The organism is Kangiella sp. M94 (assembly GCF_054926195.1).
The window spans coordinates 2,262,723-2,280,253 of record NZ_CM142903.1; the positions used below are offsets into that span (position 1 = coordinate 2,262,723).

Sequence of the window (17,531 nt, forward strand, 5' to 3'; positions counted from 1 at the left end):
TTTAGACCTAAGAATTGGCTCATAGATTATGCTGAGATATCAAGAAGATAGCTGAATCACACACCCAAAAATAATTACTTAATAGCTAGCTTATACTACTGGCTGCCGCATGTTATTCGGTTTCTGCCGTTATTTTTACTCTGATATAGGAGCTGATCAGCTTTAGACACAAGGTGGTGGTAACCAATGTCAAAGTCATTTTCTAAGCTATAAACACCAATACTTACGGTTAAACTTACCGCTTCTCCATTAGCTGAAACTTTATGGTTGGCAATTTTTTCACGAAACTCATCCAACATACGACAATGCTTACTGATATTACCGCCGGATAAAAATACAACGAATTCTTCCCCACCATATCTGGCAACAAAGTCTGTTTCTCTTTGAAAGTACTCTTTTAACTCTTTGGCAATCATAACTAGACAGTCATCCCCTACCGAGTGACCCCAAGTATCATTGACAGCCTTGAAGTGATCCACATCTAAAATTGCAAAAGTCAAAGGTGTTTTATTACGACACCCTAATTTAAAGATTTCATAGACTGACTTTTCAAACCCTCTACGATTAAATATTTTAGTAAGCTCATCCTGCACACTCATTTTTTCGAGTTGCTCATTCATAGCTACAAGTTCTGCAGTTTTAATTTCAACCTCTTTTTTTAAGCTTTCTTGATACTCAAGCGTAAGGTATTGCGCTTCCTTAAGCTGCTCTCTAACAGACTCAATTTCGATACTTGTTTGGGCGTTCCTGGCAGGATCTAATATTGGTCTATGAGCAGCGAAGTTCCTTACCAAATTTTCAAGTGGCTTAGTAATTTGCTTGGAAAACCTTCTGGTTACGGCTAGTGAGAATATTGCGACTATCAGCAATATCACTGTTAACCTCAAAAAGTTGCGACCATAAGAACCAATCAAAATATAAGGTTCCGCTAAAGCAATAACTCTCCACCCATGCTTGGTCACATCAGCATGGTATAAATATTGATTTCCTTTCAGTTCAAAAACTTTCATCTTATTGGTGAAAGTAGGCGTCACATCAATAATTTCAAAATTTTCTAAGGCATTTAGTTCAAGCTCAGAAGATGCATAGATAATATTTTTGTATTTATCTTTAATTATGATATGACCATCCGATACAGACATACTTGCCTCAATGTGCTCGAATTTTGGGACATTCAATGAGCCTTCTACAATCCCCATAAATTTACCTGCATCGTTTATAATGGGAACACTAACAGCAACGATGGGGTCATCACCGAACCCCCTACCTTGAAAGACCTGAGAAACGTATGGGGTCAGTTCATTTTTAGGTACCTTAAAATAATCTCTGTCCTCAACTAATCTTTCACTCTGGGGTGCTGAACTCATTTTTTCATAGAATGCTTTTGGTGAACCACTAACAATCATCCCCTGACTATCAGTAATAATCATTGAAATGAAACCACCATACAATTGGTTCCATTGATTAAGCAGCTTTTCACCTTCTATTTCAGATATTGGTTGAGCTGCAATAACTGACTCTAAACTGTTTATTGCTTTAAGATGGTAATCTATATGATTATTCAAATAACTAGTGTAATGCTCTGCTCTTACCTCTAATAATTCTTCGATTTGTTCCTCAGTATTATTTGCTGAGGTGTCCGAGAGAAATAACGATATTATTAATGCCGGTAATGAAATACTATTTAACGTTAATTCAAACACTCTATCTGAAAGCTTTGGCACATCAAGCTGGTTCTCAAGAGAAAACCATTCTCCAGGTATAAATGGTTTCAACAAAGCTACAATGGACACCATTAATACACCATTGATGGCTTGCTTAAGAAGAATGACCTGCATAAAGTCTAGAGAGGAAATGTCATAAATAAACGTGATAGTTAAATAAGCTATTGGAATCCCAATAAATAACCAAAAGATAACATCTGCCAGCAATAGCAACATTCCTTTTCTAAGGAAAAAGTTTAGAACTAATACTTCTAAAATTGCGGATAGGAAAAAGACGTAATTCTCAGTTTGATAGACAAGTCCTGCGGCGGTAAGTATAGAAGCTATAATTGCAGGTGAGACACCTCGAGTTATCAAACAGACAATAACAAACACCTCCCCTAAATGGAGGCTTAAATTGCCATACAGGGGTATTATTAACCATGCATTTGCTACTAGCCCAAGCACCCCATAAATAGTTCCCAAGGTTAGCGCCTGGTGATAATTACTCCCTGATAACTTTTGTGCAAAATTCATCCCTATCAATAGTCCTTTTACTGTTTATCAAAGGTCAGCTTATTTCTACCACTCTCTTTACTTTCATAGAGTAGCTTATCCGCATTGGAGACCAGCTTATCATAGCTAATATCTAAATTTTCGACGATGCTGTATGCTCCAATACTGACTGTAATCGAAATAATTTCATCCTCATAATAGACTTCATGGTTGGCAATATTAATTCTTAACTCTTCAAGCATTTTTTTATGCACTTCAGCGTCTCCGCCAGCAATAAAGACAACAAATTCTTCGCCACCATAACGCGCTATAAAATCCGAATCCCTTTTAAAGCGTTTTTTCATTTCCTGAGCAACCATTATAATGCACTCGTCTCCAGCACTATGCCCCCATTCATCGTTAACCTTTTTAAAGTGGTCTATGTCTAATATAGCTAACGTTACTGGAGTTGCGTGACGTACGGAAACTGCAAATGCATTTTTCGCATTTTGATTAAAACCACGACGGTTATAAATTTTAGTTAACTCGTCCTGCACACTGACCACAGCCAATTTTTCATTTGCTTCGCGAAGTTCTTTTGTTTTTTCGTCTACTTGCTCCTGCAGTGTTTTTTGATACTCGAGCATAAAGAACTGCGCTTGTTGTAACTGGTCTCTGACAGATTCAATTTCAATACTACTATAGGTTGTTCTAGGTTTTGCAGGTATCGGGTCATTCGCTGAAAAGTAATGCACAATATTCTCTAAAGGACGAGTGATTTGCTTTGAAAATCTTCTCGTTACTAGTAACACAATAGAAGCAATCACCAATAAACTGATAATTAATTTGTAGAAGTCACTTTTGTAGGCATCAATCAGTGCATCCGGCGAACTTAATGCATATATTTTCCAGCCAGTATCGGTAATACTTTTTTTATACAGAAAATAGCTGCTATCCAGTTCAAGCAAGGGGAGTTCCTGTGTGTAAACCTGTTCCGCTTCACGCACTTCAAATTCAGATAAAGGCTCAAGATTTAATGGATTCGAGGAGTAAACTATATGTCCTTTCGAATCTGTAACTATGACAAGAATATTTTGACTGTCGGGACTGCTTTCAAACTTTTTGAAATTTGCCAGGTTTAAGGTTGCCTGGACGATCCCTGCAAACACATCCCTCTCATAATATGGAGCGCTAATGGCTACAATCGGATCATTACCATAACCTCTTGCTTGAAACACATCAGAAATATAATGAGCATTTCTAGAGTGAGGTACCTGAAAATATAACCTATCATCGACCATTTTTTCTTCGCGCGGTAAGCCTAACAAAGTTTCCTGAAAGTCTTCAGGGGCTCCATGGGTAACAAAGCCAACCTCATCAGTTATCAGCATTGAAAAGATATCAGGGTATTGATTATGCGAATCTAGTAGCAGCTCTAATTTTTCTGTCTCATTGTAAAGCTGCCAGCTTAATGCATTGCCTAGATTGTCGACCATGCGCTGATGAAAGATTAAATGATTGTCGGTAATCTCAGCATAATGCTCAGCTTGTATTGCCAGTAAATCGCTTGCCTGCTCTTCTGCAATTTTGGCTGAATTGTTTGATAATATCAGAGTGATTACCAGAGATGGCAACACAATACTAATCATTGACAGTTCAAATATCCGGTACGATAACTTCGGTAGCTTTACTTGCGCATCTATTTCGTACCAACGCCTTGGGATAAAAGGTCTCAGTAAAGACGCTGCCGAAACCACTAACACACCATTTAACAATTGCTTCAGCATGATGACCTGGATAAAGTCACTAGACGTAATCCCATAGAAATAAATGACAAAGAAGTAGGTAATGGGAATACCAATAATTAGCCAATAAACCACATCGGCCAGCAGTAACAACCAACCTCTTCGGCTGAGCCAATATAAAAATACAATTTCGATTAAGGAGTTGATGAAGAAAGCGGGATTATGCGTTTCCAGGTAGAGGCCGACTGAACCGATTAAAGCAGCCAGAGCAGCAGGATAGAGTCCCCTGGTCATCAAACAGAATATGACAAAGATTTGTCCAAAGTGCAGGCTTAGGTTGCCATAGAGGTGCACTATTAGAAAACTATTAACGAGAAGTGCCGTAAGGCCAAACACAGCGGCGTAGCCCAGCTCTTTTAATATGTCTTGTCTTTGTCTTCCAGTTTCCAGAATTTCCTCCTGTTACCAGCAACTCTATAGTAACCTAATCCACTGATATACCAAACTTTTTTTGTTTCGACACCCGTCCAACTGAGTACTGTCTGTGCTTTATATTATTTTTTATCGCCCTATAGCGCTTCACCCTTTGCCTCTGGTGGCTTGCTAATATATAATCTCTGTCCATTTTTTGAGCACTTTATAATGCGTAACTTATTGATTTTCTGATTATGACTCAAGCTACTTCTGCACAAAACTCTAAAACCACCCCACAAAAGCAACGAAAAGCTGTTGCCTTGATTTCCGGCGGCCTGGATTCTTTACTCGCTGCCAAAGTCATTCAGGAGCAAGGAATTCATGTAGAAGGCATTAACTTTTACACCGGATTTTGTGTCGAGGGGCATACTCACGCCATACGCAAAAAAGACAAAGACAAACAAAAACGCAACAACTCATTATGGGTTGCAGAACAACTGGGTATTAAGCTGCATATTATTGATATATCAGAGGAATATAAAGACATCGTGCTTAACCCTAAACACGGCTATGGCGCTAACCTGAACCCTTGCCTTGACTGTAAAATCTTTATGGTTAATCAGGCCCAAGCTTGGGCCTGGGCCGAAGAAAATGGTTTTGACTTCATCATTACCGGCGAAGTCATTGGTCAGCGACCAAAATCTCAGCGCAAAGAGACCATGCCCATTATTGCTCGCGAATCTGGTGCTGAGGACCGTTTATTACGCCCCTTATGCGCCAAAAATCTTATGCCTACCCTTCCCGAGCGAGAAGGCTGGGTTGATCGAGAAAAACTTCACGATTTCTCAGGCCGCAGTCGTAAACCTCAGTTTGAATTGGCAAAGCAATTTGGCTTTGAGGACTTTGCACAACCTGCGGGTGGCTGCTGTTTCTTAACCGATGCGAATTATTCAGCTAAGCTCGCCGACCTGTGGGAAGCGCGTGGCGAAAGACGTTACGAGCTTGACGATATAATGCTGCTTAAAGTTGGACGCCATATTCGTCCAAAGCCTAACTTTAAACTTATAGTCAGTCGTGAAGAAGGGGAAAATAACTTTCTGACGGGTTATAAAAAGCAATTTACCAGCATCCACACCGTCAGCCATGGCGGACCTTTGACCTTGCTGGATGGCTCCTTTGATAAAGATGACATCAAACTGGCGGCACAAATAGCCGCTCGCTACTCCGGCGGTAAAAGCGCAGAATCGGTAACCGTACAAGTTGAGAACTACAACGGCACATCTTATGTCATGGATGTTCCACCTCTACCGGCTCATGAAGTCAAGGAAGAGTGGCACGTATGAGCAAACACCATGAACTCGATTGCTCCAACTTACTGTGTCCGATGCCAGTCATTAGAACCCAGAATGCTCTCAAAGAACTTCAGGTCGGCGAATTCCTGAAAGTAACCTGCACTGATCCTGGCACTCTAAGTGATATCCCAACCTGGTGTCGTATTAATCAGCAAGAAGTTGTTGAAACCACAGAGCAGGGTAGAGAAATCACCTTCATCATAAAAAAAACCGCTAATTAGCGGTTTTTTCTTAGCCTGAATATTTAAACCAACAATTAAAAGCTACGGTAATTCTTTCCGAATCGCCAAAGTACGGTTTAACTTCATGTAATAGCCAAGATGGGAACAACACTAATTGCCCCTCCTGTAAATGAATCAGCTTATTTCCACGACTAAACTGTCCTCTCATGTTAGAGCACGACTTATCAATGAAGCTGGTTGTAGATATCTGTGGTGATATAAAGTTTAAACCACCACTATCGGTATCACCTTCGACCTTATCACCTGCTGACACACAGTACACACCTGACCAAGAGGCCATAGGGTGATTATGAATGCCAAAATATCCGCCCTTACTGGTTATGTGATACCAACTTTCAGAGGCTATATGAAGTTTTTTCAGTGTATCAATATCATACTGATTTAAAGTACCAATTAACTGATACAGTTGTCCCCAGCAAAACTTCTGAAGTTCTTGTACACAATCATCTTTCCAATCAAACAAATCAAACGAACTTTCGAAAACCTGTTTGTTTTTATTAACAAAACCATGCTGATCAACTTGACTATTTTCGGCATGTTTTCTGAATAGTTGAGCGAGCTTTTGGTTAAGCTCTTTATGCGACGCGTTATGTGCAACCCCCAAGGGTACAGAAAACATTGGAATAATTTCATTCTTTAGTGTGTTCATTTCGAAATATCTTTCTTATACTGAGTTTCATTTTGAATAGATACTATCATTAATTATGAAGCATTGGTCAAATTATTGGACTAGTTCCAATACTCTTAATAGTTTTGCTGAATCTGACGCCTCAAAAGGTTATACGGGTGCTATAAAAGACTACTGGTTTACTGTTTTTTCTAACCTAAAACCTGGCAGCCGTATTGTAGATATTGGATGCGGTAATGGTGCCTTGGCTTGCCTTGCTGTGGAATACAGTAATCAGCACAACTTGAATCTTGAAGTGCATGGTATAGATGCTGCAGATATTAATCCTTTGAACGCTTTAAAGTCGGATAAAGACTCCCTACAACTCCTACAAAAGATTAACTTTCATCCAAACACGCCTGCTGAAAAACTGCCTTTTGAACCACAGTCGGTGGATATGTTCATTAGCCAGTTTGGGTTTGAATATGCTGATATAGAGCAAGCTCTTAAGCAGTGTATCAAATCGCTGTCTGATCATGGCTCAATCAACCTTATGACCCACCATCCCGAGTCATCTATTTCGCATGATACAGAAGCTGGCGCGAATCTGCTCAAGAATATTCTTCATGCTAGCCCCTTGTTCCTTCAAATCGACTTATTACTCGACATAGCATCACAAGTAAAGGCCTCTGGACAGTATCACACTTGGCAGCAGAACCCTTACAACCAATCAATAAGTAAAACCATAAAATGGATTTTGGATACTCTTAAAACAGAGTTTAAAAATGAGATTTATGAGACATGGCTACAAGACGTGTTCAACAGAGTCATACCAGTGCTACAGAACCTTGGAAAAGAAGAGCCACAAAAGCTTCGTCAATACCTTGCTCAGCAGTACAGCATCCTTGAAGAGCACCGTATACGCCTAGGAGACCAGCTTAATGCAACGCTAACTGATAGCAAAATTGATGCTTTAAAACAGCAGGCACAAAGCTTTGGAGCTAACAATAAAGTTTCAACTTTCACAATCAATAGTCAACCTTTTGCATGGACCATCAGCATTCAATCATGAATTAGTTATACTCATAAAAAAAGGCGAGGAAATCCTCGCCTTTTTTATTTCGCTTGTTAACTTAAACTTAGAAAGTTTGAGTATAACGAACGTAAGCTACGCGACCATAACCATTGTATAAGTAGTAGTTATATTCACGTCCATCAAAGTCTTCGATAGTTGGGTATTTCTCGAAAACGTTTTGAGCACCTACAGAGATTTGACCATCCCATGAAGTGTTATAGCTTACTTGCAGGTCGTGAGTAGTCCACACGCCCATGTTACCAGAACGAGCAACACCATCACCATCGTTAGGGTCAGTTGTGCCACGTACATCAGTGTATTGACCACCGATTGTGTTCACGTTCCAAGCAATAGTGAAATCACTAATGTTGTACACGTTTTGCAACACTGCACGCCATTGTGGAACACCTGGGTCACGAGCTAAGTTACGACCACCGTCAATGCTTAAGTCATGAATCCAAGAAACTTGGAAGTTTGAAGCCAAACGACCAGCATCTTCGAAGTCAAAGTTAAAGCGAGTGTTCACATCAACACCGTTAGTCTCAAGGTCACCCTCGTTACCATAACCGGTTAAGATTTCATCGATTGAACCATTTGGACGACGGCTTACACCTAGACCTGGAGGGATTGGATCGCCAGCTAGCTCACGATTAATCAAACCTTGTGAACTGAAGAAAGCAATTCGGTTATCCACTGCGATATCATAGTAATCTACTGTAAAGTTGAACCAATCAGTAGGCTGATAAGCTACACCAAGTGCGTACTGTTTAGATTGCTCAGACTCTAGGTCTGGGTTAGCAATACGGTAAGCATTGATTTGTACTTCACAATCAGGAGCCTGACCGAACACTACACATGTTTGCGGATCTTGAACTGGATCAGCTGAGAATGCAGTTTTCTGAGTCAAAATATCCAAAGTTGGAGCACGGAAACCTTCACCATAAGATGCGCGAAGTGTTAACTCATCCATTGGCTGGTAACGCATAGATACTTTAGGAGAGAAATCATTACCATAGTCTGAGTAGTCATCGAAACGGCCTGCAACAGACAATTCGAATTCTTTAGTGAATGGTAACAATGTTTCGAAGTAAGCAGCGTTTACATCACGGCCACCACCAGCTGAGTTACCAGCAGAACCACCAACTAGACCAGCTTCAGATTGCGAGTCATATTGATCACTGTAGTACTCTTCGCGACGGTCAGCACCAACGAACATTTGAATTGTGCCACCATCTAGCTCACCCAAATCAAATGCTGCAGAAGCAAAGATCTCGTCGAAGTTAAAATCACTAACACGAGAAGTTGTTACTACAGAACCTGAAAGTACTTCATCAGGGTTATCGAATGGGTTCTGGATGTCATAACCATAACGATATGTAACTGGGTCAAACGTTGTGCCAGTTGAATCGTAACCAGGGTTAAAATCGTTAATAAAGCCCCAAGCTGTTAAACCAGCGATGTAGCCATTACCAATTTCAGTTGTGTTGTTACGTACACGACGCATGCTGAAGTCTAGCTCAACATCACCAACAAAACCTGTAGCACCAACTAAGAAGTCAACATTTTCGTTGAACACTTCGTTGTCACGGTTACCAGTAGCTGCAAAACGGTGGAACAAATGTACAGGTACATTAGCACCAATACCTGGATCATACGCTACAGCATTTGGGTTGTTTGCGTCATACATCCACGCGTTAGGGTTGGTTGGGTTGTTGTAGCTGTCTTCTGCGATAGCGAAACCATAGAAGAAGTTACTGTCTGGACCCGGAGCATAACGACCAAATGAATCGTTTTTAGCAATGTTTGCATTTGCATACAACTGCCAATCATCATTGATCATGTGAGTAGCTTTCAAATACAAAGACTCATTGGTAGATGAGGCTTCATTCGCATTAGTTGCGTTGAAGTTATACGCACAAGCTGCGCCATTGATGTAATAGTTCTCACCTTCACACCCGCCTGGAATTGCTGTAAAACCATTCGAGAAGTCAGTTAGAATCCAGTTATTACCATAAATAGAAGCGCCTGGCTCAACCCATGGGAATGCACGTTGGAAAACGATTTCACGCTTGTTCCAAGAAACACCACCTAAAAGGCTAGTAGTGTCATTCGAAGAACCGAAGATTACGCTACCAGCTTCACGCTCGCCGCCTTCAGAAGGAATGCTTGGCTCGCCTTTTTGTAAGCTGATTTCTGCGCCGTTGTAATCTTTACGAGTGATTACGTTGACAACACCACCGATTGCATCAGAACCATAAATCGCTGATGCACCATCAGTCAAAATCTCGATACGCTCAATTGCGCCCATTGGGATTGAGTTCAAATCTTGGCTAGAACCTGTTGATGGAGACATAGTCAAACGACGACCGTCAACCAACACTAAGCTACGAGAAGAACCAATACCACGCAAGTCAATCATCGCAACACCTTGCGCTGATGAACCAGATTGTGGACGGAATGAACCTGTAGTATTAAACGTTGTGTTACGTAATAATTCAGCCGCTGAAATCTCACCAGAAAGTTCGATTTGCTCACGTGTGATTACTGTAACAGGGTTTGCACCTTCAACGTCAGTTCTCTTTAAGCGAGAACCTGTTACAACAACTGTTTCAGTATCTTCAGCTTCTTCTTCCGCAGCGAAAGTAGCTGGAGCTGCAACAGCCATTGAAGCCGCAAAGCCGCTATACAAAGCGTACTTAACTGCTTTAGCTATCATTGTCTTGTTAGTCATAAAATCCTACCTATAGATAAGTTGGTAAATTTTCTTTCTTTTTTACCCAAAACCGAATTTTGTCGTGCCACAATAAAGTACCACGGCTAAACGCAGCCTTGGAGAGTGTTATAGTTATCATAATTTTCTATGATTGGTCAACAAGTTTTACATTTAAGTTACCAAAGCACATTGGGTGTCTTAGCTATATAGGAGTAGGCTTTGAGCCAGATATTAGGGCAAAAAAAAGATTTTCTCCTGTATCTTTTTTAACCACCTATATTTCATGTCTTGATGTCAGATCAGCAAACCAATCTCAATTTCTCACATCCACTCAGATTGCACCATTATGGTGCGTTAGCTTTGTACTTTCCTGCCTTAACTATTAGTTTTAATTGTTTGCCCTGCTTATAATAGCCACCATCAAATTCTTTTTGACACACTGGAGCAAGAAAAATGTCAGTTGAAAACGTTCTTAAAATGATTGAAGAGATGGATGTTAAATTTGTTGACCTTCGTTTTACCGATACTAAAGGTAAAGAGCAGCACGTCACGATTCCTGCACGCTTAGTGGATGAAGAAATGTTAACCGAAGGCAAAATGTTCGACGGTTCTTCAATCGCTGGCTGGAAAGGCATTAATGAATCCGACATGGTGTTAATGCCTGACGCCGAATCTGCGGTTATGGATCCTTTCTTTGAAGATGCCACGCTAAATTTACGTTGTGATATTTTAGAACCGTCAACCATGACAGGTTATGATCGTGACCCGCGTTCTGTTGCACGTCGCGCTGAAGAGTATTTGAAATCAACGGGGATTGCTGATACTGCATACTTCGGTCCAGAGCCAGAGTTTTTCATGTTCGAAGATGTACGTTTCAAAACGGATATGAGCGGTTCATTTGTGAAAATCGATGATCCAGAGGCAGCCTGGAATTCTGACAAGGCTTACGAAGGTGGTAACTATGCCCACCGCCCTCGTGTCAAAGGCGGTTACTTCCCAGTACCACCAGTAGACTCATCACAAGATATTCGTTCGCAAATGTGTCTGGTAATGGAACAAATGGGTTTACGCATTGAAGCACACCACCATGAAGTTGCAACTGGCGGTCAGAACGAAATCGCAACTGAATTTAACACGCTAATGAAAAAAGCTGACGAAGTTCAGATCTTAAAATATGTAATTCACAACGTAGCGCACGCTTATGGCAAAACTGCTACTTTCATGCCAAAACCAATCGTTGGTGATAACGGTACCGGCATGCACGTTCATATGTCTTTAGCCAAAGATGGCAAGAACCTTTTTGCCGGTGACAAATACGCAGGTCTTTCTGAAGAAGCCTTGTATTACGTTGGTGGTATTATTAAGCACGCGCGCGCGCTTAATGCGATTACTAATCCATCCACTAACTCATTTAAGCGTCTGGTTCCAGGTTTCGAAGCACCGGTCATGTTGGCTTATTCAGCGAAAAACCGCTCAGCGTCAATTCGTATTCCACACGTAACCAGCGCTAAAGCTCGTCGTATCGAAGTTCGCTTCCCTGACCCTATGGCTAATCCATATTTAGCTTTTACTGCACTGATGATGGCTGGCTTAGACGGCATTCAGAACAAGATTCATCCCGGCGATGCAATGGATAAAGATTTGTATGATTTACCAGCGGAAGAAGCGAAAGCTATTCCAACCGTAGCCAAGTCATTAGAGCAAGCTCTCGATGCGCTTGATGCCGACCGTGAGTTCTTAACTCGTGGCGGAGTCTTCTCAGATGATATGTTAGATGCTTATATTGCCCTTAAACGTGCTGACATTGAGCTTTTAAACATGACAACTCATCCAATTGAGTTTGATATGTACTACAGCTTGTAATCAGACATTGAGCAGGCTTTTATAATAACTTTAACGCTCAGTAAAAGTTGATTTAGATTTACCTCAAAGCCCGGCATCCGCTGGGCTTTTTTTGACTCTCGGCACTAACTGGCTAATACTCTGTCTAATTGGTACATCATTTTCAGGAAGATTGAAATGTCGCTTAAAGCTTCACACTTACTTAAACTATCACTACTGATGATTAGTTCAGTCTGGTTATCTGCGGCTGACGCTACAGTTCTGTACAAGAAAGTCGACAAAGATGGCAAGGTAACCTACACCGACAAACCTAGTGATGATGCGGTGATGATCACCGTGCAAACAGACCAAAATCAGCAGCAATCTGAAAGTAATCGCGATGAGATCAGCGACAGTAAAAGCTACGAGGTATTTTCAATTGACAGCCCCAGCAATAGTGAAAAGGTCTACTCTCATGATGGTTCAGTTAATATCGTGATCGGTATTACTCCTCAAGTACAACCTAGTCATAGTATCCGCTTGCACATGGATGGCGTACAGGTTGGCCAAGATCAGAAAATTCCTTATTTCAATTTGCGAGATGTTGATAACGGTACCTATGAGCTACTAGCCATTGTCATTGATGATGAAACTCAACAAATCGTGCAAACCAGTAAAGCTGTTACTTTTCACTTACTGCCGACATCCAATTGAAATTAGTAGACAGGCTTGAATTTTCATGGCGCACCATTTTGGTGCACTACTTACTTTACCCTGTTATACTGTGACTCATTTTCCATATTGCTCCCGCGATGAATACCACAGCTCTGCTTGATCAACTTTCCACGGCTGTCATGCTATTCGATACGCATGGCCGTTTCGCCTACCTGAATCAAACCGCAGAAAGTGCTCTGATAACAACTTCAAAAGTACTGTTGGGACAGCGCTACAGCTATTTCATAGCCAGTGACAGCTTACCCCTACGAGAGCTTCTGAAAACACTTAAGGACAACGGCAGTTTTGCTCAAGATGACTTGAGACTGGAACTTCTTAATGGGCGTAATATTATTGCCAATTTTACCGGACAGTGGGTGCATCTGGATAAACCCTATTTGATGGTTGAGTGGCAGGATCGGCAAAACATTAAGCGCTACCAACACGAACTTGGCATTCTGCAACAAAACCAGCTCAACAATAAACTGCTCGCGCAACTGGCTCACGAAGTGAAAAATCCACTAAGCGGCATAGCCGGAGCAGCACAGCTTCTTGCTCAGGAGCTATCCTCGGAGCAGCAGGAATTTACCGACATCATTCAACATGAAATCGAGCGCCTGACTAAGCTGGTCGATCGTATGTTGCTCGGTGGCAAGAAAGCCAGCAAAGTGTCTCTTAATATTCACGAAATCACCGAGCAGGTATATGATTTCTGCACCATTAATCTGCCCAACCATATTCAGCTCATAAGAGATTATGATCCCAGCCTGCCCGAATTGAGTATTGCTCCCGAATCGGTTTATCAGGCGTTACTCAATGTTGTACAAAATGCCATTGATGCCTGTGCCGAGCAGGCACAAGCAACGGTCACTATTAAAACTCGCGCTATCCCGCGCCACAGCATTGGTACTAAACAATACCCACTCACTATCCGCATCAGTGTGATAGACGATGGGCCAGGAATCGATCCGGCACTTCAGCCTAATGTATTCGTACCCCTTATCAGCGGAAAAGACAGTAGCGGACTGGGACTGGGTATTGCACAAAGTCTGATACAGCAGCAAGAAGGCATCATTGAGTTTACCAGTGACTCTGCCGGCACAACCTTTTCCATCTCCCTGCCTGTCATTAAAACTGAAGTGGTAAGGGGGCCTGACGATGAGTGAACAAGCGACCATATTAGTAGTCGATGACGACAGCTCTATTCGCTGGGTATTGGCTCGTGCGTTACACAATGCCGAGTTTAAAGTTATCTCCTGCGATAATGGGGCAGAAGCGATTGAACTTGTGAACATGCACCAGCCCAATATTGTCATTACCGATATTCAAATGTCTGGCATGAGTGGGTTAGAACTTCTGCAAAAGCTTAATCAATCTCACCCCGGCCTGCCGGTGATTATGATCACTGCTTATGCTGATACCGATATCGGCAGCAAAACCCACGAGCTGGGAGCGTTTGATTACCTGCCGAAACCTTTTAACATCACTCAGGTCATCAGCATTTGTCGCAAAGCCCTGGACAGTCAGCAGCCCGATACTCATTTGCCGGCCTGGCAACAACAGATACACAAAACCATTGAGCAGCATTACCACCAGGGACAAACTGAAGTACTTCAACAAATACAGGATGATTTTGAACGCTTTATGGTAGACAATGCTTTGCGCCTGACCCAGGGACATAAACAAAAAGCAGCCAAGCTACTGGGCTGGGGCCGTAATACTTTGACCCGCAAGCTACAGCAATGGCAGCAGCAGGATAACGACTGAATGTACCATATCGTTTTATTTGAACCCGAAATTCCGCCGAATACTGGCAACATCATTCGCTTATGTGCCAACACTGGCTTTCAGCTCCATTTAATCAAGCCGCTCGGATTTGAAATTGACGACAAGCGAATGCGTCGCGCTGGACTTGATTATCATGAATGGGCGCAAGTTAAAATTCATGAGAGCTATCAAGAGTTTCTCGATGCCGAGCAGCCCAAGCGATTATTCGGCCTGAGCACTAAAGCCAAACATTACTTTCATCAGGTTAGCTATCAGGATGGGGATTATTTGATGTTCGGGCCAGAAACTCGAGGTCTGCCCAATCATATCTTAGATGACATGGGTGAATATCTTCTGAGAGTCCCAATGCGGCCAGACAGCCGGAGTTTGAACCTTTCTAATACGGTTGCTATTGTAACTTATGAAGTGTTGCGACAGAGAGATTTTGAGGGGTTTATGTAGACTGACGGTTGAGCTTTAATCTACCGCTTCAGATTTAAGGTCACGAGTTAACAGTTCATGCGCAGCCTGACGGGCATCAACACCTTCGTAGATAATGCGGTAAATAGCATCACTGATTGGCATTTCGACCCCTAATCGCTCAGCCAACATTCTAACTTCTTTGGCATTACGAACACCTTCAACCACCTGACCGATGGCGTGCTCGGCTTCGTCACGGCTAGCGCCTTTTCCTAAAGCTAAACCAAACCGACGGTTGCGCGATTGATTGTCTGTACAGGTTAATACCAGATCACCCATGCCAGCCATACCATTAAAGGTTTCTGGCTTGCCGCCAGCAGCCACTCCTAGCCGAGTCATTTCAACCAGACCCCGGGTAATCAAAGCCGTTCGCGCATTAGCACCATAACCTAGTCCATCCGCAATGCCCGCGCCGATAGCGACTACATTTTTTACAGCACCACCAACCTGTACACCAACAATGTCATCGCTGGTATAAACTCTGAAACGGTCATTATGTAAAGCCAGAGCTAATTGCTCGGCAAAATCGTCATTATTGGCAGCCAGCGTGATTGCAGTAGGCATACCAATAGCCATCTCTTTAGCAAAAGTTGGCCCTGATAAAATGGCGTGCGGCATACTATCGCCTAAAATATTTTTAAGCACATTACCCAGTAGATCACCGCTTTCCGGATCGAGACCTTTGCTCGCCCATACCAGCTTGCTGTCTTCATCCACATAAGGCTTAATCAGGTTAAGGGTATCGCGAAACGCATGACTTGGAACCGCCACCAAAATGATTGGCTGGTCTTTTAATGCTACATCGATTTGATGAGTAACTAATAAGTTATCGGGGAAAACAACATCAGGAAGGTATTTAGAGTTTTGTTTTGCTTGCTGCATTTCAACAACATGCTCAGCCTTACGAGCCCATAACCGAACACTGTGGCCGTTACGGGCAAGTAACACTGCCAATGCGGTTCCGTAAGAACCAGCTCCAAGAACCGCAAAGGAAAGTTGTGCAGACATTAAGCGTTCGCTTCGCCTTGACCTGCTTGCTGCTGCTGAGCTTGCTGCATAGCTTGCTCATACAATGCATTGAAATTAATCGGTTGCAAGGTGAAACGTGGGAAGCCACCACGTGAGATAGTTTCTGAAACAGCCTCACGAACGTAAGGAAGTAATTGCTCGCAGCAGAAAGTTCTTAACATGCGATTTCTTACTTCATCTTCCAAACCTTTGACACCGAATACACCACCGTATTTCACCTCAGTGATATAGGCAGTCTTCTCGCCATTCTTAGCAGTAACAGTCACTTGCAACTCAACTTCGTGACTGTTGTTGTCTAAATCTTTAACCTTGTTATTAAGGTTAACATCAATGCTTGGCTTGTATTGCTCAAGGAAAATCTCTGGTGAGTTTGGAGCTTCAAAAGAAATATCTTTTGCATAAACTGTTTGGATAACAAGTTGCGCACCTTCAGGGGTCTCAACTTGCTGTTCACCATTACTTCCAATATTTTGATCTTGCTCTGCCATAATTTTCTCTCTTAATTTTTAACGAATCATTCATTATTGTCTTGCAAAAGTGGCAATAACTCACCCTTGCGGTGTAATGCATACAGGTCATCACAACCACCAATTGCACGCTCTTTGATAATAATTTGAGGGACGGTATAGCCACCGGTTAGAGACTCCATATGAGCTCGTAACTCTGAGTCCCCATCCACAGGAATCTCTTGGTAATTAACCTGTAATTCATCTAATAATGCTTTCGCTCTGACGCAAAATGGGCAGTAACGAGTAGTATAAATGGTTACTTGTGACATCTTAGCTCTCAAATACTGTCGGATGTTTTAGCTTAGCCTTTAGCTAAAGGCAAGTTTTCTGTAGTCCAGGACTGGATTCCACCTTTTAACTTATGTACTTCGGTGAAACCTTGTTTTCTGAGTTGCATCGCAGCATTACCTGCTTGCACACCTGCGTTACAGACCATAATGATGGGGGTCTCTTTGTGTTTTTCAAGGTCCTTGATACGATCCTTAAGCTTGCCAAAAGGGATATTGATGGATCCTGGGATATGCCCCTTATTGAAATCCGCAATCGCTCTCAGATCGACAACCACTGCATTTTGCTTATTGACCATTTGCGTCATTACGAGTGGAGTCAATGACTTACTGCCACTGGTCATGGTTTTAATCAAGCTGATTATTAATAATGCGGCGAATACTAGCCAGGCAGTGCCCAGAAAAGGGTGATTACCGTAAAACTCGAGTAGTTGTTGCATCTGCAGATAAGCCTTTGGGTTTCACAAAATAGAGACAGCGCATTATACACAAAACAGCGCCAAGACCTAGATCCTATAGGCCCATGTAGTCAAAAATATCGCTACTTAAGACAGCAACGGAGGCGCTAGCCTCCGTGT

General features: G+C 42.1%; 16 protein-coding genes. 8 read left to right on the top strand and 8 right to left on the bottom strand.

What is annotated here, in order from left to right; translation table 11 throughout:
- Window positions 1-95: 95 nt before the first annotated feature.
- Together ACYTXU_RS10410 and ACYTXU_RS10415 are read right to left on the bottom strand one after the other, a co-directional pair.
- Window positions 96-2,240 carry a sensor domain-containing diguanylate cyclase gene (locus ACYTXU_RS10410; protein WP_462206678.1) on the bottom strand — a complete coding sequence of 715 codons (2,145 nt, stop codon included), beginning with the start codon at window positions 2,238-2,240 and terminating at the stop codon, window positions 96-98.
- Window positions 2,241-2,257: 17 nt separating this feature from the next.
- Window positions 2,258-4,339 (bottom strand): sensor domain-containing diguanylate cyclase, encoded by a 2,082-nt coding sequence (locus ACYTXU_RS10415; RefSeq protein WP_462206679.1) that lies wholly within the window; start codon window positions 4,337-4,339, stop codon window positions 2,258-2,260.
- 272 nt (window positions 4,340-4,611) lie between these two features.
- Between ACYTXU_RS10415 and ACYTXU_RS10420 the strand changes: the two genes are divergently transcribed.
- Window positions 4,612-5,700 carry a tRNA (5-methylaminomethyl-2-thiouridylate)-methyltransferase gene (locus ACYTXU_RS10420; RefSeq protein WP_462206681.1) on the top strand — a complete coding sequence of 363 codons (1,089 nt, stop codon included), beginning with the start codon at window positions 4,612-4,614 and terminating at the stop codon, window positions 5,698-5,700.
- A complete protein-coding gene (locus ACYTXU_RS10425) occupies window positions 5,697-5,930 on the top strand; it encodes a sulfurtransferase TusA family protein (RefSeq protein ID WP_462206682.1) in 234 nt (77 codons plus the stop codon). Before ACYTXU_RS10420 ends, ACYTXU_RS10425 begins: the two co-directional genes overlap by 4 nt.
- Window positions 5,931-5,940: 10 nt before the next feature.
- Here the strand turns inward: ACYTXU_RS10425 and ACYTXU_RS10430 are convergent, their stop codons facing one another.
- Window positions 5,941-6,600, bottom strand: a complete 660-nt coding sequence (locus ACYTXU_RS10430) for a TIGR02466 family protein (protein WP_462206683.1) — start codon at window positions 6,598-6,600, stop codon at window positions 5,941-5,943.
- A gap of 55 nt (window positions 6,601-6,655) precedes the next feature.
- Between ACYTXU_RS10430 and ACYTXU_RS10435 the strand changes: the two genes are divergently transcribed.
- On the top strand, window positions 6,656-7,630 hold the full coding sequence (locus ACYTXU_RS10435; protein ID WP_462206685.1) for a class I SAM-dependent methyltransferase: 975 nt from the start codon (window positions 6,656-6,658) through the stop codon (window positions 7,628-7,630).
- Between the two features lie 67 nt (window positions 7,631-7,697).
- Here the strand turns inward: ACYTXU_RS10435 and ACYTXU_RS10440 are convergent, their stop codons facing one another.
- Complete coding sequence (locus ACYTXU_RS10440; protein WP_462206686.1) at window positions 7,698-10,364, bottom strand: TonB-dependent receptor plug domain-containing protein; 2,667 nt, start codon at window positions 10,362-10,364, stop codon at window positions 7,698-7,700.
- 435 nt (window positions 10,365-10,799) lie between these two features.
- On the opposite strand from ACYTXU_RS10440, the gene glnA reads away from it, so the two are divergent.
- The 5 genes from glnA to trmL all read left to right on the top strand — a co-directional run bounded on the left by glnA (window position 10,800) and on the right by trmL (window position 15,110).
- Complete coding sequence (glnA, locus tag ACYTXU_RS10445) at window positions 10,800-12,209, top strand: glutamate--ammonia ligase (RefSeq protein WP_462206687.1); 1,410 nt, start codon at window positions 10,800-10,802, stop codon at window positions 12,207-12,209.
- A gap of 156 nt (window positions 12,210-12,365) precedes the next feature.
- The gene (locus tag ACYTXU_RS10450) at window positions 12,366-12,881 is read left to right on the top strand and encodes a DUF4124 domain-containing protein (RefSeq protein WP_462206688.1); all 516 of its coding nucleotides are present in this window, start codon (window positions 12,366-12,368) and stop codon (window positions 12,879-12,881) included.
- 98 nt (window positions 12,882-12,979) lie between these two features.
- Entirely contained in the window at window positions 12,980-14,047 is a 1,068-nt protein-coding gene (gene glnL / locus ACYTXU_RS10455; protein ID WP_462206689.1) for a nitrogen regulation protein NR(II), read from the top strand.
- On the top strand, window positions 14,040-14,648 hold the full coding sequence (locus ACYTXU_RS10460) for a response regulator (protein ID WP_462206690.1): 609 nt from the start codon (window positions 14,040-14,042) through the stop codon (window positions 14,646-14,648). The genes glnL and ACYTXU_RS10460 overlap by 8 nt, the downstream gene beginning before the upstream one ends.
- Window positions 14,649-15,110, top strand: coding sequence for a tRNA (uridine(34)/cytosine(34)/5-carboxymethylaminomethyluridine(34)-2'-O)-methyltransferase TrmL (trmL, locus tag ACYTXU_RS10465; protein ID WP_462206691.1), 462 nt, complete (start codon window positions 14,649-14,651; stop codon window positions 15,108-15,110).
- A 15-nt stretch (window positions 15,111-15,125) separates the two neighbouring features.
- Here the strand turns inward: trmL and gpsA are convergent, their stop codons facing one another.
- Genes gpsA through ACYTXU_RS10485 form a run of 4 tightly spaced genes read right to left on the bottom strand, consistent with a single transcriptional unit; the run spans window position 15,126 to window position 17,393 of the window.
- A complete protein-coding gene (gene gpsA / locus ACYTXU_RS10470) occupies window positions 15,126-16,136 on the bottom strand; it encodes an NAD(P)H-dependent glycerol-3-phosphate dehydrogenase (protein WP_462206692.1) in 1,011 nt (336 codons plus the stop codon).
- Complete coding sequence (gene secB, locus ACYTXU_RS10475) at window positions 16,136-16,645, bottom strand: protein-export chaperone SecB (protein WP_462206694.1); 510 nt, start codon at window positions 16,643-16,645, stop codon at window positions 16,136-16,138. Before secB ends, gpsA begins: the two co-directional genes overlap by 1 nt.
- A gap of 26 nt (window positions 16,646-16,671) precedes the next feature.
- Complete coding sequence (grxC, locus tag ACYTXU_RS10480; protein WP_462206695.1) at window positions 16,672-16,935, bottom strand: glutaredoxin 3; 264 nt, start codon at window positions 16,933-16,935, stop codon at window positions 16,672-16,674.
- Between the two features lie 32 nt (window positions 16,936-16,967).
- Complete coding sequence (locus tag ACYTXU_RS10485) at window positions 16,968-17,393, bottom strand: rhodanese-like domain-containing protein (protein ID WP_462206697.1); 426 nt, start codon at window positions 17,391-17,393, stop codon at window positions 16,968-16,970.
- Window positions 17,394-17,531: the final 138 nt, after the last annotated feature.